Origin of the sequence: Mesorhizobium sp. M8A.F.Ca.ET.165.01.1.1 (genome assembly GCF_004792065.1) — a bacterium.
Lineage (GTDB): Bacteria > Pseudomonadota > Alphaproteobacteria > Rhizobiales > Rhizobiaceae > Mesorhizobium.
Genome location: NZ_SRTH01000009.1, coordinates 145,953 through 172,307 on the forward strand (window position 1 = coordinate 145,953; position 26,355 = coordinate 172,307).

Sequence of the window (26,355 nt, forward strand, 5' to 3'; positions counted from 1 at the left end):
CAATTCCCAAGGGGAAGCGCTACGCGCTTCTCCCGGGAAAACCGCTACGCACTTTTCCTGGAATTGCTCTACCCGCGTTGCGCGGCCCGCTCGTCAAGCTGCCGCTGCACCTCGCGTCGCTTGTTGGCGACCGAAGCGATGATCACGCCAACCGTGACGATCGCGATCAGGATGGTGCAGGCGGCATTGATCTCCGGCGTCACGCCGAGACGAACCTGGCTGTAGATCTTCATCGGCAGCGTGGTGGCGCCAGGGCCCGAAGCAAAGCTGGCGATGACCAGGTCGTCCAGTGACAGCGTGAAGGCCAGCATCCAGCCGGACACGATCGCCGGCAGGATGACCGGCAGCGTGATCTGGAAGAAGGTCTTCACCGGCGGCGCGCCAAGATCCATGGCGGCTTCCTCCAGCGAACGATCGAAGCTGACAAGCCGCGACTGGACGACGACCGCGACAAAGCACATTGTGAAGGTGATATGCGCGAGGATCACGGTCGTCATGCCGCGATCCATGCCGATGGCGACAAACAGCAGGAGCAGCGACAGGCCGGTAATGACATCAGGCATGACCAATGGTGCGAAGATCATGCCCGAGAACAGGACCCTGCCCCGGAAGCGTGTGTAGCGGGTCAGCGCCAAGGCGCCCATGGTGCCGAGAACCGTGGCCACGGTCGCTGAAATCAGACCGACGCGGATGGTCACCCATGCGGCGTCCATAAGGCCCTGATTGTGGAACAGCGACACGTACCATTTGGTCGAGAAGCCGCCCCAGACGGTGACGAGCTTGGACTCGTTGAAGGAGAAGACGACGAGCAGCACGATCGGCAAATAGAGAAAGGCAAAACCGAGCGTGATCGAGGTGATGTTGAAGCGGCTCCAGGTGGTGTTCATTTGTCCTGCTCCTGCGCGCGGGCCTGGGCATGCTGGAACAACACGATCGGTACGATCAGCAGCAATAGCAGGATGACGGCAACGGCCGACGACACCGGCCAGTCACGATTGGCGAAGAACTCGTTCCACAGCGTCTTGCCGATCATCAGCGTCTGTGAGCCGCCGAGCAGGTCGGGGATGACGAACTCGCCTACGGCCGGGATGAACACCAGCAGGCAGCCGGCAATCACGCCCGGCAGCGACAGCGGGAAGGTGATCTTCCAGAAGGCAGCTGTCGGCGGGCAGCCGAGGTCCTTGGCTGCCTCGATCAAGGAATAGTCCATTTTTTCCAGCGACGAATAAAGCGGTAGCACCATGAACGGCAGGTAGGAATAAACGATGCCGATGAAGATTGCCGTATAGGTGTTGAGGATCACCAGCGGCTGGTCGATGATGCGCAGCGCCAGGAGCAGCTGGTTGAGCAGGCCCTCGGGCTTCAGGATCCCGATCCAGGCATAGACGCGGATCAGGAACGAGGTCCAGAACGGCAGGATGACCAGCATCAGCAATGTCGGGCGGATCGTGGCCGGAGCGCGCGCCATGCCATAGGCGATGGGATAGCCAACCAGCAAGGTCAGCACCGTCGAGACGGCAGCGATGACGACGCTGGTGAGGTAGGCCCTGAAGTAGAGTGCGTCCTGCGTCAGCCAGACATAGTTGTCGAAGTTGAGGTCGCGAAAGCCGGCGAAGAAGCCGGAAACGCCGTCGCTGAAATCGAGCACCGGCGTATAGGGCGGCATGGCGATAGCCGTCTGCGACAGCGAGATCTTGAAGACGATGATGAAGGGGACGAGAAAGAAGAACAACAGCCAGAGATAGGGAACGATGATGACGAGCCGGCTGACGAAGCCGGCACCCAGCCGTGTCAGGAACGGCTCGGCGGCAGTCGATGGCGCGGCGGCATCGGCGACGGCGACATTGGACATGACCGCCCCCCTACCGCGCCAGCACGACGCCGGCGTCGGGCCGGAAGGACACCCAGGCACGGTCGTTCCAGGTCAGCGGGTCCTCGGTCACACGGGCCGCGTTCAGCGCGCTTGCCCGCACGATCTGCCCGTCGTCCAGCCTGACGTGATAGACCGTCATGTCGCCGAGATAGGCGATGTCGTAAACCTCGCCCTCCAGCGCGTTGACGGCATCGGCCGGCTTCTTCGACGAGACCCTGATCTTCTCCGGCCTGATGGCGAAGACGATATTGGCATCGGCCTTTGCATTCGCGCCACCATTCTCGACGACGATCTGGGCCCCGCTTGGACCTGTGATGCGCGTCGTGTTGGCCGACTGTTCGGCAACCTTGCCCTCGAACATGTTCACGTTGCCGACGAAATGGGCGACGAAGCGCGACGTCGGGGCTTCGTAGACTTCCGGCGGCGTCGCCACCTGCATCACCTCGCCCTTGTCCATGATGGCGATGCGGTCGGCCATCGTCATCGCCTCTTCCTGGTCATGGGTGACGACGACGAAGGTGAGACCAAGCTCCTGCTGCAGATCCATCAGTTCGAACTGGGTTTCCTCGCGCAGTTTCTTGTCGAGCGCGCCGAGCGGCTCGTCGAGCAGCAGCACCTTAGGTCGCTTGGCGACCGAGCGAGCAAGCGCGACGCGCTGGCGCTGGCCGCCGGAGAGCTGATGGGGCTTGCGCTTGGCGAACCGCTCGAGCTTGACCAGCTTCAGCATGTCGGCGACGCGCTTTTCGATATCGGGCTTGGCCATGCCTTCCTGCTTGAGGCCGAAGGCGATATTCTTCTCCACCGTCATATGCGGGAACAGGGCATAGGACTGGAACATCATGTTGACCGGCCGGCGATAAGGCGGAATGCCGCGCAGATCCTGGCCATCGAGCAGGATGCGGCCGGCCGTCGGTTCCTCGAAGCCGGCAAGCATCCTGAGCAGCGTCGACTTTCCGCAACCCGAGGCGCCAAGCAGGGCGAAGAACTCGCGCTCGAAAATGGTCAGCGACAGATTGTTGACGGCGGTGAAGTCACCGAACTTTTTGGTGACGTTGTCAAACTGGATATATGGCTTGGCGTTCGGGTCGTTCCATGGCGCGAAGTCCCTGCGGATGCTGCCAAGCGATTTCATATCCCACTCCGTGTTTTTATATTCCCCAAAAACAGAAAACGACCCCGGCAGTTGGCTGCCGGGGTCGCGTCGGATTGCCTACTGGCCGGTGACGATCTTGGTCCAGCTGCGCGTGACGATGCGTTGGGTCTTGGGATCGTAAGGCTGGATGGTATAGAGCTTCTGCAAGGTCGCGGCGTCCGGATAAACCGAAGGATCGTCGAGCAGCGCCTTGTCGACGAATTGCTGCGATGCCTTGTTGCCGTTGGCATAAAGGACATAGTTCGACGATTTGGCGATCACTTCCGGCGTCATCATGTAGTTGATGAATTCGAGCGCCTCGGCGACATGCGGCGCATCGGCGGGGATCGCCATCTGATCGAACCACATCTGGGCGCCTTCCTTCGGCACGGAATAGCCGATTTCCACGCCTTGCTTGGCCTCGACCGCGCGGTTGCGAGCCTGGAACACATCACCCGACCAGCCGACCGCCAGGCAGATGTCGCCATTGGCAAGCGCGTTGATGTATTCGGACGAGTGGAACTTCCTGATGTAGGGACGGATCTTGAGAAGAGCTTCCTCGGCCTTGGCGATATCGTCAGGCGAGGTGCTGTTGGGGTCCAGACCGAGATACTTCAGCGCCGCTGGTATGATGTCGGACGGAGAATCCAGCACATAGACACCGCAATCCTTCAACTTGGCCAGGCTGTCCGGATTGAAGAAGGTATCCCAGCTGTCGATCTTGTCGGTGCCGAGCGCTGCCTGCACTTTCTTAGTGTTGTAACCGATGCCGACCGTGCCCCACATGTAATTGACCGAGTATTCGTTGCCGGGGTCGTATTTGGCGGTGCGCTCCGTGACCGTATCCCACATGTTGGAGAGGTTCGGCAGCTTAGACTTGTCGAGCTTCTGGAACACGCCGGCCTGGATTTGGCGGGCGAGGAAACTGCCGCTCGGCACGACGACGTCGTAGCCGCTGCCGCCGGCGAGCAGCTTGGTTTCGAGGATTTCGTTGGAATCGAAGGTGTCGTAAACGACCTTGATGCCGGTCTTCTTGGTGAAATCATCGATGATCGAACTGTCGATATAGTCCGACCAGTTGAAGACGTTGACGACGCGGTCCGCGGCGTGACCGGCTGGCATCGAAAGCGCCAGAAATACCGAGGTTGCCGAAAGCCAGAGCGCTTTGCGGATCATGCTATTCTCCTTTGGTGAGTGTTCCATTGCCGGCGCGTCGCGACATGCTCGCGCGGCCGGGCATTTGCTTCAGACTATTGAGCTTTCCGGGGGCCGACAAGCGCCAACCGGCACGCCGCCCGCGGCCACCGGGTTGTTCGGGGCGGGAAGGAATTGCGGTGCCGTCAGAAGCTTTCGCCGCCGCGCGGGCAGAGATACAAGAATGTGGTCCGGTCTCGATCGAGCCGCCGGGGAGACTTGGCAAGATACGCCTGTCTTGTTGTTGCCGTAGTCCCAGCCTGCCCGGGCGGCAGCGACATTGTCAATGGGCAAAGCTTCGGCGCCGGCATCAATTAGGCGAAGGCACTCCGGTGACCCCAGCCCGCTGCGGCCGCGCCTGGCGTTTGAATTCGAGCCCGATATGGACAAGCAGCGCCGTGACCACCACCGCGCCGCCTATGATGGTGCGCTCGGACGGCACCTCGGAATGGATGAGCCAGACCCATATCGGCCCCAGGATCGGCTCGAACGTGCCGAGCAGTGCCGCGATCGCCGCCGGGATCAGGCGCGCGCCGGTGGCGAAGAAAGCAAGGCCAAGGCCGAGATTGACCACACCAAAGACGAAGAGAAAGCCCATGTCGCCGGCCGATGCCGTGAAGGTCGAGGCCTGCGAGGCAGCGAAGCCCGCGGCCAGGATCGTGCCGAGACAGGTCGCCGGCGTCATGCGCACGCTGGAGAAGCGCCGGGTGATGACGGTGGCGGTCGAGAACATGAACGCGATCAGCAGCGCCAGTCCATCGCCTATGGGCGAGACGGAGCCGTCAAGAGATTCAGACACCATGATGGCGACGCCGGCGATGACGGCGGCAATCGCCATCCAGGTTGCGACGGTTACTCTTTCGCGAAACAGCGCCCAGGCAAACAGGGCCGCCAGGAGCGGCACGCCAGCCTGCATCAGGAGGATATTGGCGACTGTGGTATAGGCAAGCGCCACGACGAACGAGGTCGACGCAATGGCGAAGCAGAATCCCACCGCAATGCCCGGCAGGCCCATGTCCCGGAACGACTTCACCATGCCGCGCCAGCCGTCACGCCAGGCCATGAAGCAGAGCAGGAAGGCGGCAGCCCAGACGGAGCGCCAGAAGATAACCGTCCAGCTGTCGCCAACGCTGATGAAGCGGGCGATGGTGCCGCCGAAACTCCACATCAGCGCCGACAGGAAGACCAGCAGCATGCCGACGCGTTCCTCGCGCGGCGAGACTGTCGAGGTAGCAAGGCCGGGCGATGATGCTGTGTCTGTCATGGCGCGACTGTCGAGCTTTTGTGGACGGGACGATGCGCAAGGGGCGACAAAAAACTGCTCTGTTCGCGTAACGCAAAGACTTGGGCCGCGGGTGATCCAGAGACCGGCGACGATTGTGGCACCTTTGCTGCAGCGTTACTGGAAATCGAACGCGCTCAGGCCGGTCACCATCTCGTCGAGGCCGAGCGGTCTGGTCACCGGCGGCTCTGCGCGCGCCAGGCAGCCGACACGCTCGCAAAGCCGGCAGGCCGGGCCGACTGGCGTCGACGCGATGCCCGCCCCTACCTTTGCACCGACTGCCGTGCCGGGCAGGGCCGCACCATAGACCATGTCGTCGCGAAAGCCGATGTCGCAGCCGAGCAGCAGTGCCGTGCGGCGCGGGCGTTCGGAGAACGCTCCTTGCGGCCCCTCCAGGGTGCGGGCCATGCATAGGAACTCGGCGCCGTCGGGCATTTCCACCGCCTCGACGAAGATCTGGCCGGGCTGGGTGAAGGCGACATGCACGGGCAGCTTGGGACAGCCGCCGCCAAACCGGCTTTGCGGAAAGCCCTGGCTGCTGGCCTTGCGAAAGCGGTTTCCGGCATTGTCGACCTCCAGCATGAAGAAGGGCACGCCAGAAGCCCCTGGCCGCTGCAGCATGGTCAGCCGGTTTGCCGCCTGCTCGAAGGAAACGCCAAAGCGCGAGCGCAGGACGTCGATGTCGTAACGCGAGCGAATAGCCGCCGCGTGAAAGGGCTGATAGGGCATCATCAGCGCATGGGCGGCATAGCGGCCGAGTTCGAAGCGGGCAAGGCGGCGCGCCTCGTCCGTGGCCAGTCTCAGCGCCTGAATCTCGCCGGCGACCGCGACCGTCATGCGGATCAGGCAGGCCTCCATCGCGACTTCACGCAACTGGTCGAAAGGCGACAGGCGCTCGGAAAGGAACAGGCGCTGCGAATGGCGGTCGTAGCGACGGCGCCAGTTCGGCATGGTGGCGACCGGCAGAACCTTGACCACGATGCCGTATTCGCGCTTCAGCCATGCCTTCAAGGCGCCAGACAGGTCGTCACCGGGATCAAGCACCGAGGTGAACGCCTCGGCCTCTTCCTCGAGTGAGGAAAAATGGTTCGGTCGCCGCTCGAAAATCTCGTGCACCTCGTCGATCGGCAGGCGGGCGCCGGAGAGCGCGGTCGCCCGCCCTTCGCGCGCCAGAAGCTCGTTGAGGTCGGACAGCCGCTCGGCCTGCTCGCGATAGGCGCGGAACAGTTTTATCACCGCGGCGGAGGCATTGGGCGCCGCCTCGGCAAGCTCGATCAGTTCCTGGTCTCCCGGCAGTTCGCCGACAAGCAACGGATCGGAGAACACCTCCTTCAGGGCAGCGACCGAGCCCCTCGCCTCGCCCTGCAGCTCATGCGGATCGACCTTGTAGACGGAGGCCAGCTTCAGGATCAGTTGCACCGTCAGCGGCCGCTGGTTGCGCTCGATCAGATTGAGGTAGGACGGCGAGATGCCGAGCCCCTCGGCCATCGCCGTCTGGGTCAGGCCTTTGGCGCTGCGGATGCGGCGAATACGCGGCCCGGCGAAAATCTTCTGATCAGCCATCGACTATCCTTGACAAGATTTACACGAGATCCGCCGCAATCCCAAAGCCGCTTTCCTTTACAAGATTGACAAATTTACAGTGCCTTCCTGTCAAACACAACACAGATTTTCTCTTATATCCGACCGGTTTTAATAATTTTTCTGGCTCATCTCGCGCCGAAATGTAAATTCAGTCACATAGAAGCGCCCCCAACAAATTGGCGCGCAGACATCATACAGAACCCTCCGGAGTGGCCAATGACTGATTTTTACAACCTCGTTCCCTCGGCGCCTGAAGGTCGCTTCGACGGCATTGAACGCCCTTATTCGCCGGAGGACGTGAAGCGGCTGCGCGGTTCGGTGCAGATCAGGCAGAGCCTTGCCGAAATGGGGGCCAACCGGCTGTGGAAACTCATCCACGAGGACGACTTCGTCAACGCATTGGGCGCCATGTCCGGCAACCAGGCGATGCAGCAGGTGCGCGCCGGACTGAAGGCGATCTATCTGTCGGGCTGGCAGGTTGCCGCCGACGCGAACACCGCCTCGGCAATGTATCCCGACCAGTCGCTCTATCCGGCCAATGCGGCGCCCGAACTGGTCAAGCGCATCAACCGCACGCTGCAGCGCGCCGACCAGATCGAGACCTCCGAGGGCAAGGGGCTTTCTGTCGAGACCTGGTTCGCACCGATCGTTGCCGACGCCGAAGCCGGCTTCGGCGGTCCGCTCAATGCCTTCGAGATCATGAAGGCATTCATCGAGGCGGGCGCCGCCGGCGTCCACTATGAGGACCAACTGGCATCGGAGAAAAAGTGCGGCCATCTCGGTGGCAAGGTGCTGATCCCGACCGCAGCGCACATCCGCAACCTCAACGCGGCGCGGCTCGCGGCCGACGTGATGGGCACACCCACACTGGTCGTGGCACGCACCGACGCGGAGGCGGCAAAGCTGCTCACCTCCGATATCGATGAGCGCGACCAGCCCTTCGTCGACTATGATGCCGGCCGCACGGTGGAAGGCTTCTACCAGGTCAGGAACGGCATCGAGCCTTGCATCGCACGGGCCATTGCCTACGCGCCCCACGCCGACCTGATCTGGTGCGAGACCTCGAAGCCCGACCTGGCGCAGGCCAAGAAATTCGCCGAGGGTGTGCGCAGGCACCATCCGGGCAAGCTGCTCGCCTATAATTGCTCGCCGTCGTTCAACTGGAAGAAGAATCTCGACGACGCCACGATCGCCAAGTTCCAGCGGGAACTGGGCGCCATGGGCTACAAGTTCCAGTTCATCACGCTGGCCGGCTTCCACCAGCTCAACTACGGCATGTTCGAACTCGCCCGCGGCTACAAGGCGCGGCAGATGGCGGCCTATTCCGAGTTGCAGGAAGCGGAATTCGCCGCGGAAGCCAATGGCTATACCGCGACCAAGCACCAGCGGGAGGTCGGCACCGGCTATTTCGACGCCGTCTCGATGGCGATCACCGGGGGCCGGTCATCGACCACCGCCATGCATGAATCGACCGAGCACGCGCAGTTCAAGCCGGCAGCGGAGTGAGTTCGCAAAAAGACGACCAACAGAGGAACGCCCGAGAGGGCAAGGACATAGGAGAAGACCAATGGCATCGATAAGCCGTGTCAAGGAACGGGCGGAAGAGCAATCGACCACGATGAGCGTCGACCAGCAGGCGACGATCCGCATGCTGGCTAACGATCTGCACAGGCTGAACCAGTCGGTGATGAAGGCCGTCGAGGCGGGCGTCTCGGTGGAGCTCGTGCGCTCTGCAAGGCACCATGGCGGCGACGGCAATTGGGGCGATCTGCTGATCCCGGTGATCGTCACGCAGCAGAGCCACAGCTGATCGGAAATGGTCCAGGCGACCCTTCACCTGCGCAATGTATGCGCAGGTGAATTTTATTTTTACGTAACCAAGCCATGGACAGAGCAGTACAGTACTGTTGCTTGAATCCACTGTTGTGGAGAGTGCCATCCGGTTCTTTTATTTCAACTTGACATAGGGTCCGATCTCACGCCAATTGTCGCCCAGATTCAACTCTGCATTGAAATAGGGGCGAACTTCTTGGCCGACTTGGGTGCCCCGTGAAACGAGACGGCGAGACCGCAAAACATGTGAATCTGGTGACCCGGGATTCAAGTACCGAGACGATCCACGATCTCTCCCGGGTGCTTGTCGTCGGGAAGTCGCCGATCAACCGTGTCGTGGTATCGAAGATCGTCGAGCGATCCGGACTCAGACCAATCTCGGAATCGCCTGATATCGCGGCGAAAACCTTGCGAACGCTAGTGCCGGGCGCGATTGTGCTCGACGGCGGCCCCGACAACAAGGATTGCGACAACCTGATGCCCGGCATCGAAAAATTGCGCCGGGCCTCGGGCAAATCACTTCCTCCCGTGATCCTGCTTTCAACCAAGAACGGCACGCCGGAGAGCCTTGGCCTGGCGAATATCATCGATGCGGTGGTGGCCAAGCCGATCACGCCCGAACGGCTGCAACCGGTGATCGATCGTCTGATCAGCCGCTGAGGCAATTGCGGGAAAGTCGTGCAGCGGTTTTTCCCTCCGGAATTATGCAAAAAGCAAATAATCGAAGTCGCGATCAGCCCGGCTTCGCGATGCTTTCTATCAGTTCCGGCAATTGGCCGAGATCCGATATCTGGCGGAAACGCGGCTCGGCAACTGGCGCCTCGACGTGTTCGAGCACCCAGGTCAGTTCGTGTGGCACATGGACACCCCAGCCGCCGGCCTCGATGGCGGGCACCACGTCCGACTTCAGCGAATTGCCGACCATCATGCTCCTTGCCGGACCATCGCCATGGCGGTTGAAAAGGCGCGCATAAGTCGCGGCGGTCTTGTCGCTGACGATCTCGACGGCGTCGAACAGGTCGCCCAGACCGGAGCCGACCAGCTTGCGCTCCTGATCAAACAGATCGCCCTTGGTGATCAGGACGAGGCGGAAGGTGCCGGCGAGTTTCTCGACCGTCTCGCGTGCATGCGGCAACGGCTCGATCGGATGGCGCAGCATCTCGCGCCCGGCGTCCAGAATCTCCGCTATGACCGAAGCCGGTACGCGCCCGTCGGTGACCTCGATCGCCGTTTCGATCATCGAGAGCGTAAATCCCTTGATCCCGAAACCATAGATCGCAAGGTTGCGCCTCTCGGCCTCCAACAGCCGCGCCGATATCTGCTTTTCCTCGCCATGATCGGCCAGCATGGCGGCAAAGCGCTTTTCTGTCGTGCGGAAGAATTGTTCGTTCTGCCAAAGCGTGTCGTCGGCATCAAAGCCGATCGTGGTCAGTTCGCTGCTGGTTCGCATCGCCGGCTTCTCGATTGCGGAAAGGCGCCAAACCTAAGCCGACCGGCAGGCGGTTTTCAACCTGCACCGGCAATTGCCGGCGGCGGCTCCCCTTCCCTTCCATCACGCGGCACGGCTATACTCCGAAATCCGCAACCCAATCTGGTGAATGATGCCGCCTGCAAAAAAGGAAGTCCGTCCGTCGAGCCGCGGAGGACGGGCGCGCACGCCTGCCTTTGTGAAAAACCTGCGTGGTGTGAAGAACTGGAAGGAAGTCAGCGATTGGCTGGAATGGCGCGGCATCGAGGATATCGAATGCATCACGCCTGATCAGGCCGGCGTGGCGCGCGGCAAGATGATGCCGTCGAAGAAATTCACCTCCAACACCTCACTGGCGCTGCCCTCGGCCGTCTTCATGACGACGATTTCCGGCGGCTATCCAGAGGACGGCAACGGCTTCCACTATCCGGAAGACGACGGCGACCTCAAGCTGATGCCGGACCTGTCGACGCTGACAGTGGTGCCATGGGAAGAAGACCCGACGGCGGCCGTCATCTGCGACCTCGTCCACCAGGATGGTCGCTCGGTCGAGTTCACGCCGCGCAATGTGCTGAAGCGCGTCATTGCCGCCTACGACAGACTTGGGTTGAAGCCGGTCGTCGCGCCCGAGATCGAGTTCTACCTCGTGCGCAAGAATCCAGACCCGGACTATCCGTTGACCCCGCCCGTCGGCCGCTCCGGGCGCGCGATCGGCGGCGGCGCCGGCTATTCGATCGCCGGCGTCAACGAGTTCGACGAACTGATCGACGACATCTACCATTTCTCTGAAAGCCAGGGGCTGGAGATCGACACGCTCATCCACGAAGAGGGCGCCGGCCAGCTCGAGATCAATCTGCGCCATGGCGACCCGGTCGAACTTGCCGACCAGGTGTTCATGTTCAAGCGCACCATCCGTGAGGCGGCTCTCAAGCACGAGATCTACGCGACCTTCATGGCCAAGCCGATCCAGGGCCAACCGGGCTCGGCCATGCATATCCACCAGTCGATCATCGACAAGAAGACGGGCAGGAATATCTTTTCGGCCGAGGATGGTTCCGAAACCGAGGATTTTTTCCATTTCATCGGCGGCATGCAGAAGCACGTGCCGAACGCGTTGGTGATGTTCGCGCCCTACGTCAATTCCTACCGGCGGCTGACGCAGGCGGCATCGGCTCCCGTCAACAACAAATGGGGCTACGACAACCGCACCACGGCGTTCCGCGTGCCGCGTTCGGACCCCGCGGCGCGGCGCGTCGAGAACCGTATTCCGTCCTCCGACGCCAATCCCTACCTGGCACTTGCAGCCTCGCTCGCCTGCGGGCTGATCGGCATCACTAGGAAGATCAAGGCCGAGCCGCCGGTGCTGACGACCGCCAACGCCGACGAAATCGACCTGCCGCGCAGCCTGCTCGAAGCCGTCGACCTGTTCGAAGGCGACGAGGAACTCTGCGCGTTGCTGGGCAAGTCCTTCGCCGCCACCTATGCAGCGATCAAACGTGCGGAATTCGAAACGTTCATGGAAGTGATCAGTCCGTGGGAGCGGGAATACCTGCTGCTCAACGTCTGACCAGTCATGAACTATCAGTCCCCAATTTCTCCCGGCCGCTCCTGGTATGAGGACACTGCCGGCCCACGGCCTGAATATCCGGTGCTCGATGGCGACCGGACCTGCGATGTCGTCATCATCGGTGGCGGCTTTACCGGCCTGTCGGCAGCGGTTCATTTGGCCAAGGCCGGAGCGGACGTGGTGCTGATCGAGGCGCATCGCTTCGGCGACGGCGCTTCCGGGCGCAATGGCGGCCAGCTCGGCACCGGCCAACGCGCCTGGGCGGAGGATCTCGAGGCCGAATATGGCCTTTCCCGCGCCAAGGCGCTGTTCGATCTTGCCGAAGAGGCCAAAGCCCACCTGCTCGAATTCGCCGCCATCAACCACATCGATATCGACTACATACCGGGTCAGCTTTCGGTTGCGCACAAGCCGCGCTATGTCGACGACTACAAGGCGCATGCCGAACTCATGGCCGGCCGTTTCTCCTACCCGCACATCGCATTCATGGATGCGAAAGAGACCGCGGAGCGGCTGGGTTCGAGCGCCTATTTCGGCGGCACGCGCGACACCGGCACCGGCCATATCCACCCGATGAAACTGGTGATCGGCACGGCGCGGGTAGCGGCACAAGCCGGCGCGCACCTGTTCGAAGGGACGCCATCAACCGGCATCATCTCCGCCGGCGGCAAGGTCAGAGTTTCCACACCGAGAGGGACGATCTCGGCGGAGAAATGCCTGATCGCGGTCAATGCCTATGGCGGAACGCTCGAGCCGGTGAGTGCCGCGCACATCATGCCGATAGGATCCTTCATCGGCGCGACCGTGCCGCTGGGGTCGGAGTCGAAAGTGCTGCCAGGGGGCGAATCGGTCGACGATTCCCGTTTCGTCGTGCGCTATTTCCGCAAATCCCGGGATGGCCGGCTGCTGTTCGGCGGACGCGAGGTCTATGGCGTCAACGATCCAAAGGATATCCACATCCATATTCGCCGTCAGATCGCAGAGCTCTATCCGGCGCTGAGCGATGTCGAGATCACCCATGGCTGGGGCGGTTATGTCGGCATCACGGTGCCGAGAAAGCCGTTCGTGCGCGAAGTGATGCCGAATGTGATCTCGGCCGGCGGCTATTCGGGTCACGGCGTGATGCTGTCCAACTTCTTCGGCAAACTCTATGCCGAAACCGTCACAGGTAACCGCGACCGGCTGAAGCTGATCGAGGACCTGAAAATTCCGCCCTTTCCTGGCGGCCGCCGGTTCCGAGCGCCGCTGCTTTTCCTGGCGCTCAACTGGTTCGCGCTGCGCGACAGGATTTAATGCGTCGCGCAAAAGTGCCCTCGCCCAGGACGAACGACGAGCATCAAAACAGATCTAAAGTGCGTTGTTATAAGTCCGGTTCGAGGCTGCGTGCTTCAGGCAGGGATCGGATCGCCGTCATCTGATGCGATCACGATCTCATGTAATATTGTAATATCCATGTAACATTTGTTGCCCGGGCGACACATTGCGGAATTGCCGGCGAAGGCGCAGAATCCTCGGTAATGGCGTACTGATGCCACAATCGCGGACGAAAGGTCCGCATCTGGGCGATTGTTCGGGGATTGTTGCGGGCCTGCCCGCGTTTTGGGACCGATGCTGATCGAACGCATGATTTGCGAGATTTGATCGAAAGAACACCGGCCCGCTTATGGAGGTGGCAAGAGTGAGAGAGCCCTTCAGTTTCGGTGCTCCGGAACGTCGGCGCTTTGCCATGCAGTTCGGCTATGACATGCGCCCGTCATTCTGGCAGGGTGTCCGTTCGAACTCGCACCTGGTCATTGCCGCGGTCGGCACCGCCGCACTGCTTGGCGTTGCCGCGGTTGCACTCTGGCTGGCATTGCCGACCAGCGAGAGGCAAGCGGCCGCCAGCCCCGAGCAGAGCATTCCGGCCATTCCAGTGAAGACGACGAAAGTTTCTCCTTCGGGGACTACGGTCACCGCAGCTGCCGTGACACCGCAGGCGGAGCGCAAGTCCAGCCAGGTGTCACCGATCATGGCAGCGGCGGCGGGCAACATACAAGCGCTTGCGGCCAATGATCCCCGCTGGACCGGGGCACAGCCAAAGGCTGCCGCCGCGGCAGCTGATCCCGATCAAGCGGCTGCCCCCAGCCAGATAGCCAAGCAGCCCGAGCCGTTGCCTGACAAAACAGCGGCATTCGCCCAATCGTCTACCGATACCGATGCCACCGACGAGCTTGCCAAGGTCGCAGCGCCGAGCCCGCCTGCGACAAGCAGCAATCCCGATGGCGCGCAGACCGCCGGCATTCCGGAGACGCAGCCGCAAGTACCGGAACAAAAACCTGCAAATGCACAAGGCGAAGATGACGCAGCCAAGGCGAAGCCGCGCAAGGTGGCTGCGGCGGGCAGCGGCCGTATTCTCAGGACTGTCACCATGCGCAGTGCTCCGAAGAAGGGCGCAGCCTCCATGGGCACGGTGCCTGCCCGGACTTCAGTGCAACTGATGGGCTGCAAGCAGTGGTGCGAGATCGTCTACAACGGCAAGCACGGCTGGGTGTACAAGAGCTACGTCAAGCCCGACGCGTAATATCCGACGATCGCCGCATTCAGATGCAGCGCCCGCCATCGACTTCCAGCGCCACGCCGGTGATGAAGGCGGCCTCGTCCGAGGCCAGCCATAGAGCCGCATTGGCGATATCGAGCGGGGTCGACAGCCGGCCGAGCGGGATCGAGGCGCGGAATGTCTCGCGGATTTCGGGCGTATCGGCGCCCATGAATTTCTCCAGCATGCCGGTCTCGCCGGCGACCGGGCAGAGGCAGTTGACGCGAATGTTCTTGGGCGCGAGTTCCACTGCCATCGATTTGGTGGCGGTGATCGCCCAGCCCTTCGAGGCATTGTACCAGGTGAGGCCAGGTCGAGGCCGCAGCCCCGCGGTGGACGCCGTGGTCAGGATGACGCCGCCGCCCTGCCGCTCCATGATCGGTATGACGGCAAGGGCGGCGTGATAGATCGCCTTCATGTTGACTGAGGTGATCAGGTCGAAGGTTTCCTCGTCGACCTTGAGCATATCGCCGTTGCGATGGGTGAACCCGGCATTGTTGACCATGATGTCGATGCGGCCGAAGGCGCTTTTGGCCGCATAGACCATCTCGTCGAACTCGGAGCGCAACGAAACATCGGTCTGCGTCCAGATCGCCGCCGCGCCGATCTCGCCGGCGACACGTTCCGCCCCCTTGGCGTTGAGATCGGCAACGACGACCCTGGCGCCCTCTTGCGCAAAGCGCTTGGCCATGCCTTCGCCGAAGCCGGATGCCGCACCGGTGATAATGGCGACCTTGTTTTCCAGACGCATGCGTCTACCGCTCCTTGGGTTCATCGCGCGGCCTGCACGAAAGAGCTGACAGCCCGGCCGGTGCCGCGACGGGATACAGCCCGATTTCTCCCTTAGCTTTCGTCACATTCACGTTCTATGCTGCAACTGCGAAAGCTTCCGGAGTCTTCGTTCACGACAAGCCTCCCGGCGGCGCCAGTGTCAAGCGCACAGGTGGATCCAATCAATATCCAGCGATTGGTCCTCGATGTGACACCATGGCACTGGAAAATTTAAATCGATTAGAATATATCAGCCGCGTACTCGCGACCGGCGTCAAAGCGGACAGACCATGACCAGCCAGATCATCCCCGTCGACCCTTTCGACTTCATCATCTTCGGTGGTACCGGCGACCTGTCGGAGCGCAAGCTGCTGCCGTCGCTCTACTACCGCCAGCGCGACCATCAATTCTCGGAGCCGACGCGCATCATCGGCACGTCGCGCTCGAAGATGAGCGACGAGGAGTTCCGGGCCTTCGCCAAGCAGGCCATTTCGGACCACGTCAAGCCGGGCGATATCGATGCCAAGGAGTTGAAGACCTTCCTGGCACGGCTTTCCTACGTCCCGGCCGATGCGACGAGCGGCGCCGGCTTCGACAAGCTGAAAAAGGCGATCGGCGAAAGCGATCACATCCGCGCCTTCTACCTGGCCGTGGCGCCGGCGCTGTTCGGCGATATCTCGCACAAGCTCAAAGAGCACAATCTGATCACGCCGAATTCGCGCATCGTGCTGGAGAAGCCGATCGGCCGCGACCTCGCCTCGGCGCGGGCGCTCAACGACCTGGTCGGCGACGACTTCCACGAAAGCCAGATCTTCCGCATCGACCACTATCTCGGCAAGGAGACGGTGCAGAACCTGATGGCGCTGCGCTTTGCCAATGCGCTCTACGAGCCGCTGTGGAATTCCGCCCATATCGACCACGTGCAGATCACCGTCGCCGAGACCGTCGGCCTGGAAGATCGCGTCACCTATTATGACAAGGCCGGTGCGCTGCGCGACATGGTGCAGAACCACATGCTGCAGCTGCTTTGCCTCGTCGCCATGGAGGCGCCGTCGTCGATGGACGCCGACGCCGTGCGCGACGAGAAGCTGAAGGTGTTGCGGGCGCTGAAGCGCATCAACGGCAACGAGGCGCCCAAGCACACCGTGCGTGGTCAGTATCGTGCCGGTGCGTCGGCCGGCGGACCGGTGAAAGGTTATGTCGAGGAACTCGGCAAGGACAGCAACACCGAGACCTTCGTCGCCATCAAGGCCGAGATCGGGACCTGGCGCTGGGCCGGCGTTCCCTTCTATCTCAGGACCGGAAAGCGGCTGGCGACCCGGGTTTCGGAAATCGTCATCGAGTTCAAGCCGATCCCGCATTCGATCTTCGGCGACAGCGGCGCAGGACCGATCTTCGCCAACCAGTTGGTCATCCGGCTGCAGCCGGACGAAGGCGTCAAGCAGTTCATCATGATCAAGGATCCTGGCCCGGGCGGCATGCGGCTGCGCCAGATCTCGCTCGACATGAGCTTCGCGCAGTCTTTCGACGGCCGCGCGCCCGACGCCTATGAACGACTGATCATGGATGTCATCCGCGGCAACCAGACGCTGTTCATGCGTCGCGACGAGGTGGAAGCCGCCTGGAAGTGGATCGACCCGATCCAGAATGCCTGGGAAGGCGCCAAGCAGGAAGCACAGGGCTATACGGCAGGCACATGGGGGCCGTCGGCCTCGATAGCGCTGATCGAACGTGACGGGCGGACATGGCACGAGAGCAATTGAACAGCGCCAGCTACAACTGGAATGCCTTTCCCGACCGTCCGCAACTGGCCTCGGCGCTGGCTGCGAAGGTGGCCGATCGCCTCACCAAGGCGATCGCCGGGCGCGGCACGGCGGTGCTCGCTGTCTCCGGCGGCACGACGCCGGCAAAGTTCTTTGCCGCGCTCTCCACGGCGCCGATCGCCTGGGACAAGGTGATCGTGACGCTGGTCGACGAACGCTTCGTGCCGGCCTCCTCGCCGCGATCCAATGCCGGACTGGTTGCCGCAAACCTGCTGCAGAACGCGGCCAGGGCGGCCCGTTTCGTTCCGCTCTACCACGAGGCATCAGGCATCGAGGATGCCGCGGCTTCCGATGATGCGGCATTGCGATCCCTGCCCTGGCCGCTCGATGTCGTGGTGCTCGGCATGGGACCGGACGGCCACACCGCCTCGTTCTTTCCCGACGCCGACGATCTGCCGAAGCTGCTCGACCCGGCGTCCGACAGGATGATCCTGCCGGTCCATGCCAAAAGCGCTGGTGAGCCGCGGCTGACCCTGACGCTCGCCCGCATCATCGATGCGGGTTTCCTCGCCTTGCACATAGAGGGCGAGGAGAAGCGCATCGCCTTCGACAACGCTGTCGCGCCCGGACCGCGCAAGCCGATCCGCGCCGTGCTCGACGCATCGCCCAGGCCCGTGGAGGTTTTCTGGGCGCCCTGACTTCAAGTTTACAAGTGGTCCCGGCAACGGCGGGAGGATGTTTCCGGGACCTCGCCTGAAAGGACCTGATGCCATGACCGCAAGACGCGACATCGAAGCCATCACCGAGCGGATTCGCCAGCGCTCCAAACCGAGCCGCGAACGCTACCTCAGCCGAATCGCCGAAGCGTCGAACCAGACCGCCAACCGGTCGGTGCTGTCCTGCGGCAACCTCGCCCACGGCTTTGCGGTGTGCAGCCCCTCGGAAAAGCTGGCGCTGGGCACCGACAAGGTGCCCAATCTCGGCATCATCACCTCCTACAACGACATGCTGTCGGCGCATCAGCCCTTCGAGAGCTTCCCCGCCCTGATCAAGGAGGCCGCGCGCGAGGCCGGTGGCATCGCCCAGGTCGCCGGCGGCGTGCCGGCGATGTGCGATGGCGTGACACAAGGCCAGCCGGGCATGGAGCTGTCGCTGTTCTCGCGCGACGTGATCGCCATGGCGGCCGCGATCGGCCTGTCGCACAACATGTTCGACGCCGCCGTCTATCTCGGCGTGTGCGACAAGATCGTGCCGGGACTGGTGATCGCCGCGCTCACCTTCGGCCATCTGCCGGCGGTTTTCATTCCGGCCGGCCCGATGACGACAGGCCTGCCCAACGATGAGAAGGCCAAGGTCCGCCAGCTCTATGCCGAGGGCAAGGCAGGACGGGCCGAACTGCTGGAAGCCGAGTCCAAATCGTACCATGGGCCGGGCACCTGCACCTTCTACGGCACGGCCAATTCCAACCAGATGCTGATGGAGATCATGGGCCTGCACACGCCGGGTGCGTCCTTCGTCAATCCAGGCACGCCGTTGCGCGATGCCTTGACCCGCGAGGCGACGAAGCGGGCGCTGGCGATCACCGCGCTTGGCAATGCCTATACGCCTGTCGGGCGGATGATCGACGAACGCTCGTTCGTCAACGGCGTCGTCGGCCTGCACGCCACCGGCGGGTCCACCAACCACACCATCCACCTGATCGCCATGGCGGCGGCCGCCGGCATCGCGCTGACCTGGCAGGATATTTCCGATCTTTCGGAGGCAGTGCCGCTGCTGGCACGGGTCTATCCGAACGGGCTGGCCGACGTGAACCATTTCCATGCCGCGGGCGGGCTCGGCTTCCTGATCCGCGAGCTGCTCGACGAAGGCGTTCTGCACGAGGATGTGCAGACGGTGTGGGGCGAAGGCCTGCGGCCATATGCGGTCGAGGCAAAGCTCGGCGCCGACGGCAGCGTGGTGCGCGAGGCGTCACCGCGTGCCAGCGGCGACGAAAAGGTGCTGGCGCCGTTCAACAAGGCGTTCCAGCCGACCGGCGGCTTGAAAGTGCTGTCGGGCAATCTCGGCCACGCGGTCATCAAGACTTCGGCCGTCAAGCCGGAGCGACGTCTCATCGAGGCGCCGGCCAAGGTGTTCGACAGCCAGCAGGGACTGAACGACGCCTTCAAGGCCGGCACGCTCACCGGTGATTTCATCGCCGTCATCCGCTTCCAGGGGCCGAAGGCCAACGGCATGCCGGAACTGCACAAGCTGACCACCGTGCTCGGCATCCTGCAGGATCGCGGCCAGCGTGTCGCGCTGGTCACCGACGGGCGCATGTCGGGCGCTTCCGGCAAGGTGCCGGCGGCGATCCATGTGACGCCGGAAGCGGTCGAGGACGGGCCGATCGCGCGGATCCATGACGGCGACATCATCCGCCTCGACGCCGATGCCGGCACGCTGGAGGTGCTGGTGCCAGGGACCGAATTCGCGCTGCGCCGCACGGCCGAGGCCGACCTGATCGGCAATGAATTCGGTTTCGGCCGCGAGCTGTTCGCTGGTTTCCGCCAATTGGTGGGCCGCGCCGACCACGGCGCCAGCGCCTTCGGCACCGCCTGACGCGTTATGTGCGGCATGAAAAGGGCGGCTCATGGCCGCCCTTTTTTCGGGTCGAAATCGCAATCCTTATTGCACCGTCAGTTCAACCCGCTCTCCAGCCTTCACGGTCACGGTGCCTTCCTTCTTGCTGTTGTCCGGCTTCTCCGAGACCACCGCGTAATCGCCCGCCGCTATCGCGGCCTGATACTTCTCGTCATAGGCGTAGCCGATCGACTTGCGATTGCCATTGATGTCCTTCCTGGTCTCGAAAATCTCGATCTTGGAGGTGCCGGGCGCCGTGATTGCCAGCACGCCGGCATTCATGGCGACCTTGAGGTCCTGGAACTCGCCGACCTTGACGCTGAAAGGCTGTTCCATGACTGCGAGGTCAACCGTCGCGATCAACACATAGTCGTCGGGCGGCAAATCGAACTTGCTGTCGGGGCCATAGGCATACGTGACCTCGTCGCGGGTGCCATCGATCTTCTTCTTGGCCTTGAGCACCTTGAAGCCGACGCCTGAACCATCGGCCTTGTCGCCGCCGGCCGCATAATAGGCGTTGGCAACGACATGGCCGACGCCAACGATGATGTCCTTGTCTATCACCCGGCCGGCAGCGAGCGGGATCGTTTCGGTGACCGCGCCCTGTCCGATCGTGACGGTCACTTTCTGGTCGCCGGCCGGCAACACGGCTTTCGTGTCTCCATAATAGGTCGGGGGGTTGTCGGCCCCCGGATAGGCGATCACGACAGCCGCCCCGCTGGCCACATCGGCACCTTGGCTGGGACGCGGATGCAGGATGAGCGTGCCGGCATTCAAGGTGAACTGCGGCTTGTAGACCTGGCCTGCCTCGATCTTGATCTTCTGCTCCACCTTGGCCTCGCCGTCGCGCGCGACGATGACGTAGTCGCCGGGTTCCAGATTGGCTTTGTACTTGCCGTATTCGGTGGTGATGTTGTCGCCGCGCGTGCCGTCCGATTTGGCCTTGTAAACTTCCCAGGCATTGCCGTCAGTGACGGGATCGCCGCCCTCGGCCAGCACCACGGTCGGCATGAAATTGAACTCGGGCTTGGCCGGCTCCGGCGCTGGTGCCGGAGCGGGGGCCGGTGCCGGCTCGGGCGCCGGTGCCGGCGCTGCGACGGTCTCGACCAGCGCTTCCTGCAGCGCCTTCTCGTCGGAAGCCTGGATGTATTTGCCGCCGGTGCTGTCGGCGAGGCAGGCAATCTGCTTGCCTTCGTCGGCGGTCAGGCCGAAGCCGACGACGTCGGCGGTGAAATCGACGCCGGAGGCTTCGAGTTCCTTGCCAAGCGCACAGGGGTCGCCGCCGCAGGTTTCGAGCCCATCGGTGATGAGGACGACCGTCGCCTTGTCCTCGGTGTATTTCAGCGCTTCGGCCGCCTGCTTGACGGCTGCCGTCAGCGGCGTCTTGCCGAGGAATTTCATACTGTCGGCGGCTGCCGAGATGGCGCTTGCCGAGCCAGCCTGAGGCGGCACGATGAGCTGGATGTCGTCGCAGCTGCCCTTCTCGCGATGGCCATAGGCCATAAAGCCGATCTCGTCGTCTGCGGGAACCGATTGAAGCACGGTCCTCAGTGATTCACGGGCGATTTCCAGCTTGGGCTTGCCATCGATCTGCGCCCACATCGATCCCGACGCGTCGAGGATGATGATGACCTTGTTGGCGGCAAAGCCGAATGTCGTCATCGACAAAAGGAGGATCGCCGCAGCGACGCTCCGTGCAAGTCCCGCCATCGAAATCTCCTGAGTTAGCCCCCTCGTCGGCACGTGAAAGCTATTTGACGGGGCGTCGGGACACAAGCCCGCAGGCATGGCGCCGGCATGCCCGACCAGGCAAATCACTCAGTATGTCGTGCGGCGCTCTTCCGAGGGCGGGCGGCCAAATTGCAGCCGATAGCTCTGGGCAAAATAGGAATGCGAGGTGAAGCCGGTCGCGATCGCCACGTCGAGGATCGGCATGTTGGTCTGACGCAGCAATTCACGCGCCCGCTCCAGCCGCAGCCGCATATAGTAGCGCCCGGGCGTGACGTTGAGATGGCGCAGGAACAGCCGCTCCACCTGGCGCACCGAAAGGCCCGCCGACTTGGCAAGCTGTACCGCCGACAGCGGCTCGTCGAGATGGTCGGCCATCAGTTCGACGATGCGCCTGAGCTTCTCCGACTTGCCCGTCAGGTCACGCTCCGGGCCGACGCGCTGGCGGTCTCCGGCTGAGCGGATGCGCTCGTGCTGGAACTGGTTGGCGACGCCATTGGCGAGGTTGGAGCCGAAATCGCCACGCACGATCTCCAGCATCAGATCGATAGAGGTGGTGCCGCCGGCGCAGGTGTAGCGCTTGCGGTCGATCTCAAAGACATTGCCCGTGCAGTTGATATCGGGAAAGCGCTCGACAAAGCCGGCGCGGTTTTCCCAATGGATGGTGCAGCGATAGCCTTCGAGCTGGCCGGCCTCGGCCAGCAGGTAGGACCCGACCGACAAGGCGCCAAGCGCGTTGCCGCGCCGGCCCCAGCTGCGCAAGGCCGCCAGAACCTTGCTCTTGCCCGGAAATTCCGTCGTCAGGCCGACCGAAACGAAAAGAATGTCGACCGGCGGCAGGTCGGCGACGGCGTAGTCGATCTTGAGCGGCAGGCCGTTGGAGGCCATCACCGGGTCGCCATCGGCGGAGACCGTCGTCCAGCCGTAGAAATCGCGTCCAAGCAGGCGGTTCGCCGACCGGAACGTGTCGATCGCGGCCGCCAGCGAGAACATGGAAAACTTGTCGACCAGCAGGAAGGCGAACTGCCGGCCACCTTGAACGGGATCATTCGTGACCGGCCGTTCCGGGGAAATAGTGGGATTCGGCAAAGCTGCGGCTTTCAGGGTCAACCCGGGCTCAGAAGGAAGGCCGCTTCAATCCGGCCGCAAGGTAGGCCGAAGCTAACGTATTGGCCATCAGCATGGCAATGGTCATCGGACCGACACCGCCGGGCACCGGGGTGATCGCGCCCGCCGCCTTGGCCGCCTCGGCATAGGCGACATCTCCGACGAGACGCGACTTGCCCTCGCCCTTCTCGGGCGCGGGAATGCGGTTGATGCCGACATCGATGACGGTGGCGCCAGGCTTGACCCAATCACCCTTGATCATTTCCGGCCGGCCGACCGCAGCGACAAGGATGTCGGCCGTGCGGGCAAGCGCCGGCAGGTCCTTGGTGCGGCTGTGAGCGATGGTGACGGTGCAGTTGGCGGCAAGCAGCAGATTGGCCATCGGCTTGCCGACGATGTTGGAGCGGCCGACGACGACGGCGGTGAGGCCGGACAGGTCCTTGCCGCGCACGCGCTCGATCAGGAGCATCGAGCCGGCGGGCGTGCAGGGCACGAAGGCCGTGTCGAGTTCACCAGTGCCGAGCTTGCCGACATTGATGAAATGGAAGCCGTCGACATCCTTCTGCGGCGCGATGGCCTGGATGATCTTGCCGGCATCGACATGGGCGGGCAGCGGCAGCTGGACCAGGATGCCGTTGATGGCCGGGTCGGCGTTGAGTTCGGCGATGAGCTCGAGCAGTGCCGCCTCGGACGTCTCGGCCGGCAGCGTGTGCTGGAGCGAATGAAAACCGCATTCCTTGGCGGTGCGGGATTTGGAAGCGACATAGACCTGGCTGGCCGGATCCTCGCCGACGATGACCACGGCGAGACCCGGCTTGGCCTTGCCCTTGGCGACCAACTCGGCGGTCAGCGCCTTGACCGATCGCACCACGTCTTCGGCAACGCTCTTTCCGTCAATCATTTCGGCCATGGACCACCCTCAATATCGTTCCGCTCAACGCTGCCTTCGGAAAACACAATGCAGCGGCGCAGGCAATCTGCAGCGCGGCATTGTCATGAAAATTCAAGTTCGCAATCCCGTCAAAGCGCCGTTCCATGCCGTTTACGTGAAACCGGCACGGTTTTGTTCGGCCTCCACACCCTATCTGGTGGCTCAGAAGTAGCGGCGACGGGTGCGGTTTTCCGTGAGTTCGCGGACCGCTTCGCGGAATTCACGCAGGCTGGCGCGAATCTCTTCGACCGATGACTGTTCGCCCCCCTCCTCGACCGACCTGGCATGGGGAGCGGCTGGATCGGCCGGTGGCTGCGTCGGGACGGGCGGCGGCGGGTACGGCATCGGCGCCGCATAGGGTTCCGCCAGCGCTTGCGTATAGGGATGACCCGCCTGTGACCGGGGCTGCGCCGGGGGATAGCCCATCGGCTGCGCATAGGGAGAGGACGGCAAGGGCGGAGCCGGATACATTGCCTGTTGCGGCATCAGCGGCGAGCGCGAGGGCGACGCCATTTGCCGCCCATATCCTGCCTCGGCGCCTGGCTGGAAAGGTGACTGCGAATAATCCCGGCCGGCCGTCGCACGAGGGCCGAAACCGGGCTCCGGATAGCCAGGGAATATCGGAGCGTTGGCCGGCCGTCCGTTGTCGGCAAAGGCGGGTAAGGCGAACTCGCTGGAGATGTCGCCGTCGGCTTCGGCCGAGGGTTTGCGGGACATGGCCTTGCGCAGTCTCGACATGAGTGCGCCGATCCTCCCGGAGCCTTCGGCGGAAGCGGCCTCGGTCCTCGTGGCCGGCGGCGGTGGCGCGGGAGGCGGCGCTACAGGCGCTGTCGGCATTGGCGGAGCGGGTGGAGGCTCCGTCCGGAATGCCTGCGCCTCTAGAGGCGCCCTCTGTTCATCCAACTTGCGTTCGTCCAGCTTGCGCTCGCGGCGTGAGCGCGAGCTTGCCGTCTCGCGCAGGCTGTCATAGGTCCCGCGCAAGGCGCCGAGACCAACACCCGCGCCAAAGCCAAGCAGCAGCCCGGCCAGTGCCGCCAAGGCCCGCGAGGGTCCATTTGGCTCAAGTGGGGCTTGAGCGGAGGTGATCACGTTGATGTTGGTCGTGTTGATGCCCGTCTGTTCACCGGTCTCCTTGGCGCGCAGAAGATATTGCTCGTAGACGGAACGCTTGGCGGTGGCCTCACGCTCCAGTTCGCGCAGGGCAACCAGGTCGCTGTTGACGTCGCCGCTTTGGACCTTGGCCTGAGCCAGCCGAGACGCGAGGTCCTGTTCGAGCTGGACCGCGCGCTTCAGGTCGACCTGTAGCGAAGAGGCGATGCGGCGCAGTTCATTGGCAATGCGCTCGCGCGCGCCGGCAATCTGGGCATCGAGAGCCTGGAGTTCGGGATGGCGCGGCCCCAGCCGAACCGCGGCACGATCGGCCTCCTGCTTCAGCGTCGCATATTGCGAGCGCAGATCGCTCATGGTGTTGGAGTTGATTTCTTCCGGCAACGTGCCGGTCAGAACGGAATTGACGTCCAGCGAACGCGCCGACGCCGCCCGGGCATTGAGTTCCAGCGTGCGGGCGCGGGCGACGGAGAGCTGCTCGTTGAGCTTCAGCATCTGATCGTCGCTGATCAGATGGCCTTGCGCGTCGACGAGACCATGCGTGGCCCTGAAATCCTCGACCTTGCGCTCGGCCGCCTCGACCCCCTTGCGCAGATCATCTAGCTTGGACGTCAATTCGTTCGTCGCGCGTCCGGCCATGTCGGACTGGTATTTGGCGGCCTCCTGCTGAAAGACGGTCCTCGTCGTATTGGCGATGAGCGCCGACTTCTCGCCGTTCTGGGTTACAGCGCTGACGGAGATGACAAAAGTCTTGCCGGTGCGTTCGACCGACAGGCTCTTGGCCAGATTGCCAACGGCCAGCGCCTGGCGGCGAACCTCATCGACACCGCCCGGCCCATCGTGGCGTGACACAATCGAGCGGATAAGCGACATGACGCCAAGGCCGCCGGAACCCTGGCCGTTGAACTCCGGATCGTTGACTAGATTGAGATTCTTGACGACCTGATCGAGAACGGTGCCCGAGGTGAGCATCTTGATCCGGGTTTCGACGACGGCCAACGCGGCGTCGGGCTGGCCCACCGGTTGCGTGAGATCGCGATCGGAGAGCTTCAGGTCGCCCGGCTCGATGATCAGTTCGGTCGTGGCTTCGTATTTCTTCGGCATCGACAAGGCGATGGCAATGCCGAGCCCGGCGCCCAGTATCGTGGTCGCGACGATCAGCAGCTTCGACCTGGCGACGCCGCGAACAACCAGCATCGGATCGATCAATGGCTTCCATTGCTGACCGTCCGCACCGCCATCGGAGGAGGTATCGGCTCCGTCCGTGGCGCGGGATCCGATTGCATCACGAGCGCGACCCGTCCCTGAAGGTTCTTCCGGCGCCGGCCTTGCGCGCGGCATGTCGGGAGGAAGATCGCCGGCGCCGGTCTCCGCCCGGGAGCGCCAGGCGTCGTCGGCTTCAAACGGCTGCTCCCCGTCAAGAGGGAACGGCGCGGCGTCACCGACGGCAAGCGGCGACGGGCTCGCCTTGGTCTCGCGCCGGGAACGGGCCAGGCGATGGCGCGTGGCGGCATCCTCGCGCCATGAAGGATTCGCGCGATCTCCTATCGACACCAGCGAAGCGTCGTCCTCGCCACGCACGGCGTCGCCAAGCGCCAGCAAGGAGCGCTCGCGCTTCCAGTCCTCACGGTTTTCCCTGTCGACCATTATCGTGGAGCTTTACTCTTGGCCGCTTGGGAGCGGCGGTCGGCCATTCGTTAAGCCACGCTAAACAGGCATAGGAAACAAAAGGTTAATTTCCGGAAGACGGTGGCAGGAATTCACGTCCTGATTGCAAGAACTTCTAACACAACCTAAAGCTTCAGAACGGCGCGTTAAACTTTC

The 26,355-nt window shown here is 63.0% G+C and carries 21 protein-coding genes; 9 read left to right on the forward strand and 12 right to left on the reverse strand.

Annotation, left to right across the window (positions count from 1 at the left end):
• Nucleotides 1–68: 68 nt before the first annotated feature.
• The 6 genes from EN808_RS22910 to EN808_RS22935 form a co-directional block, all read right to left on the reverse strand.
• Nucleotides 69–887, reverse strand: a complete 819-nt coding sequence (locus EN808_RS22910) for an ABC transporter permease subunit (protein WP_127277034.1) — start codon at nucleotides 885–887, stop codon at nucleotides 69–71.
• Nucleotides 884–1,852, reverse strand: coding sequence for an ABC transporter permease subunit (locus EN808_RS22915; RefSeq protein WP_135916950.1), 969 nt, complete (start codon nucleotides 1,850–1,852; stop codon nucleotides 884–886). Before EN808_RS22915 ends, EN808_RS22910 begins: the two co-directional genes overlap by 4 nt.
• A gap of 10 nt (nucleotides 1,853–1,862) precedes the next feature.
• Nucleotides 1,863–3,005 (reverse strand): ABC transporter ATP-binding protein, encoded by a 1,143-nt coding sequence (locus EN808_RS22920; protein WP_127277032.1) that lies wholly within the window; start codon nucleotides 3,003–3,005, stop codon nucleotides 1,863–1,865.
• Between the two features lie 78 nt (nucleotides 3,006–3,083).
• Nucleotides 3,084–4,181: a polyamine ABC transporter substrate-binding protein gene (locus EN808_RS22925; RefSeq protein WP_135861895.1), complete on the reverse strand. Its 1,098-nt coding sequence runs from the start codon at nucleotides 4,179–4,181 to the stop codon at nucleotides 3,084–3,086.
• 328 nt (nucleotides 4,182–4,509) lie between these two features.
• Entirely contained in the window at nucleotides 4,510–5,463 is a 954-nt protein-coding gene (locus EN808_RS22930) for a DMT family transporter (protein ID WP_135916951.1), read from the reverse strand.
• Nucleotides 5,464–5,598: 135 nt separating this feature from the next.
• Nucleotides 5,599–7,044: an XRE family transcriptional regulator gene (locus tag EN808_RS22935; protein ID WP_135916952.1), complete on the reverse strand. Its 1,446-nt coding sequence runs from the start codon at nucleotides 7,042–7,044 to the stop codon at nucleotides 5,599–5,601.
• A gap of 237 nt (nucleotides 7,045–7,281) precedes the next feature.
• Here EN808_RS22935 and aceA point away from each other — a divergent pair, with 237 nt between their 5' ends.
• The 3 genes from aceA to EN808_RS22950 all read left to right on the forward strand — a co-directional run bounded on the left by aceA (nucleotide 7,282) and on the right by EN808_RS22950 (nucleotide 9,558).
• Nucleotides 7,282–8,571, forward strand: coding sequence for an isocitrate lyase (gene aceA / locus EN808_RS22940; protein WP_127870858.1), 1,290 nt, complete (start codon nucleotides 7,282–7,284; stop codon nucleotides 8,569–8,571).
• A gap of 61 nt (nucleotides 8,572–8,632) precedes the next feature.
• Nucleotides 8,633–8,875 carry a hypothetical protein gene (locus tag EN808_RS22945; protein ID WP_023766759.1) on the forward strand — a complete coding sequence of 81 codons (243 nt, stop codon included), beginning with the start codon at nucleotides 8,633–8,635 and terminating at the stop codon, nucleotides 8,873–8,875.
• Between the two features lie 278 nt (nucleotides 8,876–9,153).
• The gene (locus EN808_RS22950; RefSeq protein WP_245521014.1) at nucleotides 9,154–9,558 is read left to right on the forward strand and encodes a response regulator; all 405 of its coding nucleotides are present in this window, start codon (nucleotides 9,154–9,156) and stop codon (nucleotides 9,556–9,558) included.
• Nucleotides 9,559–9,631: 73 nt separating this feature from the next.
• On the opposite strand, the gene EN808_RS22955 is transcribed toward EN808_RS22950, so the two are convergent.
• Complete coding sequence (locus EN808_RS22955; protein ID WP_127870856.1) at nucleotides 9,632–10,348, reverse strand: HAD family hydrolase; 717 nt, start codon at nucleotides 10,346–10,348, stop codon at nucleotides 9,632–9,634.
• Between the two features lie 148 nt (nucleotides 10,349–10,496).
• Between EN808_RS22955 and EN808_RS22960 the strand changes: the two genes are divergently transcribed.
• The 3 genes from EN808_RS22960 to EN808_RS22970 all read left to right on the forward strand — a co-directional run bounded on the left by EN808_RS22960 (nucleotide 10,497) and on the right by EN808_RS22970 (nucleotide 14,493).
• Complete coding sequence (locus EN808_RS22960) at nucleotides 10,497–11,933, forward strand: glutamine synthetase family protein (RefSeq protein WP_167531254.1); 1,437 nt, start codon at nucleotides 10,497–10,499, stop codon at nucleotides 11,931–11,933.
• A gap of 6 nt (nucleotides 11,934–11,939) precedes the next feature.
• Nucleotides 11,940–13,226 (forward strand): FAD-binding oxidoreductase, encoded by a 1,287-nt coding sequence (locus EN808_RS22965; protein WP_135916953.1) that lies wholly within the window; start codon nucleotides 11,940–11,942, stop codon nucleotides 13,224–13,226.
• 385 nt (nucleotides 13,227–13,611) lie between these two features.
• Nucleotides 13,612–14,493 carry an SH3 domain-containing protein gene (locus tag EN808_RS22970; protein ID WP_135916954.1) on the forward strand — a complete coding sequence of 294 codons (882 nt, stop codon included), beginning with the start codon at nucleotides 13,612–13,614 and terminating at the stop codon, nucleotides 14,491–14,493.
• A 19-nt stretch (nucleotides 14,494–14,512) separates the two neighbouring features.
• Here the strand turns inward: EN808_RS22970 and EN808_RS22975 are convergent, their stop codons facing one another.
• On the reverse strand, nucleotides 14,513–15,259 hold the full coding sequence (locus EN808_RS22975; protein ID WP_127870853.1) for an SDR family oxidoreductase: 747 nt from the start codon (nucleotides 15,257–15,259) through the stop codon (nucleotides 14,513–14,515).
• 310 nt (nucleotides 15,260–15,569) lie between these two features.
• Here EN808_RS22975 and zwf point away from each other — a divergent pair, with 310 nt between their 5' ends.
• The 3 genes from zwf to edd all read left to right on the forward strand — a co-directional run bounded on the left by zwf (nucleotide 15,570) and on the right by edd (nucleotide 19,637).
• Nucleotides 15,570–17,042, forward strand: coding sequence for a glucose-6-phosphate dehydrogenase (zwf, locus tag EN808_RS22980; protein ID WP_127275890.1), 1,473 nt, complete (start codon nucleotides 15,570–15,572; stop codon nucleotides 17,040–17,042).
• A complete protein-coding gene (pgl, locus tag EN808_RS22985) occupies nucleotides 17,024–17,740 on the forward strand; it encodes a 6-phosphogluconolactonase (RefSeq protein WP_135916955.1) in 717 nt (238 codons plus the stop codon). The genes zwf and pgl overlap by 19 nt, the downstream gene beginning before the upstream one ends.
• 73 nt (nucleotides 17,741–17,813) lie before the next feature.
• Nucleotides 17,814–19,637, forward strand: a complete 1,824-nt coding sequence (gene edd, locus EN808_RS22990; RefSeq protein WP_135916956.1) for a phosphogluconate dehydratase — start codon at nucleotides 17,814–17,816, stop codon at nucleotides 19,635–19,637.
• A 66-nt stretch (nucleotides 19,638–19,703) separates the two neighbouring features.
• Here the strand turns inward: edd and EN808_RS22995 are convergent, their stop codons facing one another.
• The 4 genes from EN808_RS22995 to EN808_RS23010 all read right to left on the reverse strand — a co-directional run bounded on the left by EN808_RS22995 (nucleotide 19,704) and on the right by EN808_RS23010 (nucleotide 26,178).
• Complete coding sequence (locus EN808_RS22995; RefSeq protein WP_127870849.1) at nucleotides 19,704–21,368, reverse strand: VWA domain-containing protein; 1,665 nt, start codon at nucleotides 21,366–21,368, stop codon at nucleotides 19,704–19,706.
• Nucleotides 21,369–21,476: 108 nt separating this feature from the next.
• A complete protein-coding gene (locus EN808_RS23000) occupies nucleotides 21,477–22,475 on the reverse strand; it encodes a GlxA family transcriptional regulator (protein WP_032922464.1) in 999 nt (332 codons plus the stop codon).
• Nucleotides 22,476–22,503: 28 nt separating this feature from the next.
• Complete coding sequence (folD, locus tag EN808_RS23005) at nucleotides 22,504–23,403, reverse strand: bifunctional methylenetetrahydrofolate dehydrogenase/methenyltetrahydrofolate cyclohydrolase FolD (protein WP_127275894.1); 900 nt, start codon at nucleotides 23,401–23,403, stop codon at nucleotides 22,504–22,506.
• A gap of 183 nt (nucleotides 23,404–23,586) precedes the next feature.
• A complete protein-coding gene (locus EN808_RS23010; RefSeq protein ID WP_127275895.1) occupies nucleotides 23,587–26,178 on the reverse strand; it encodes a GumC family protein in 2,592 nt (863 codons plus the stop codon).
• Nucleotides 26,179–26,355 lie beyond the last annotated feature (177 nt).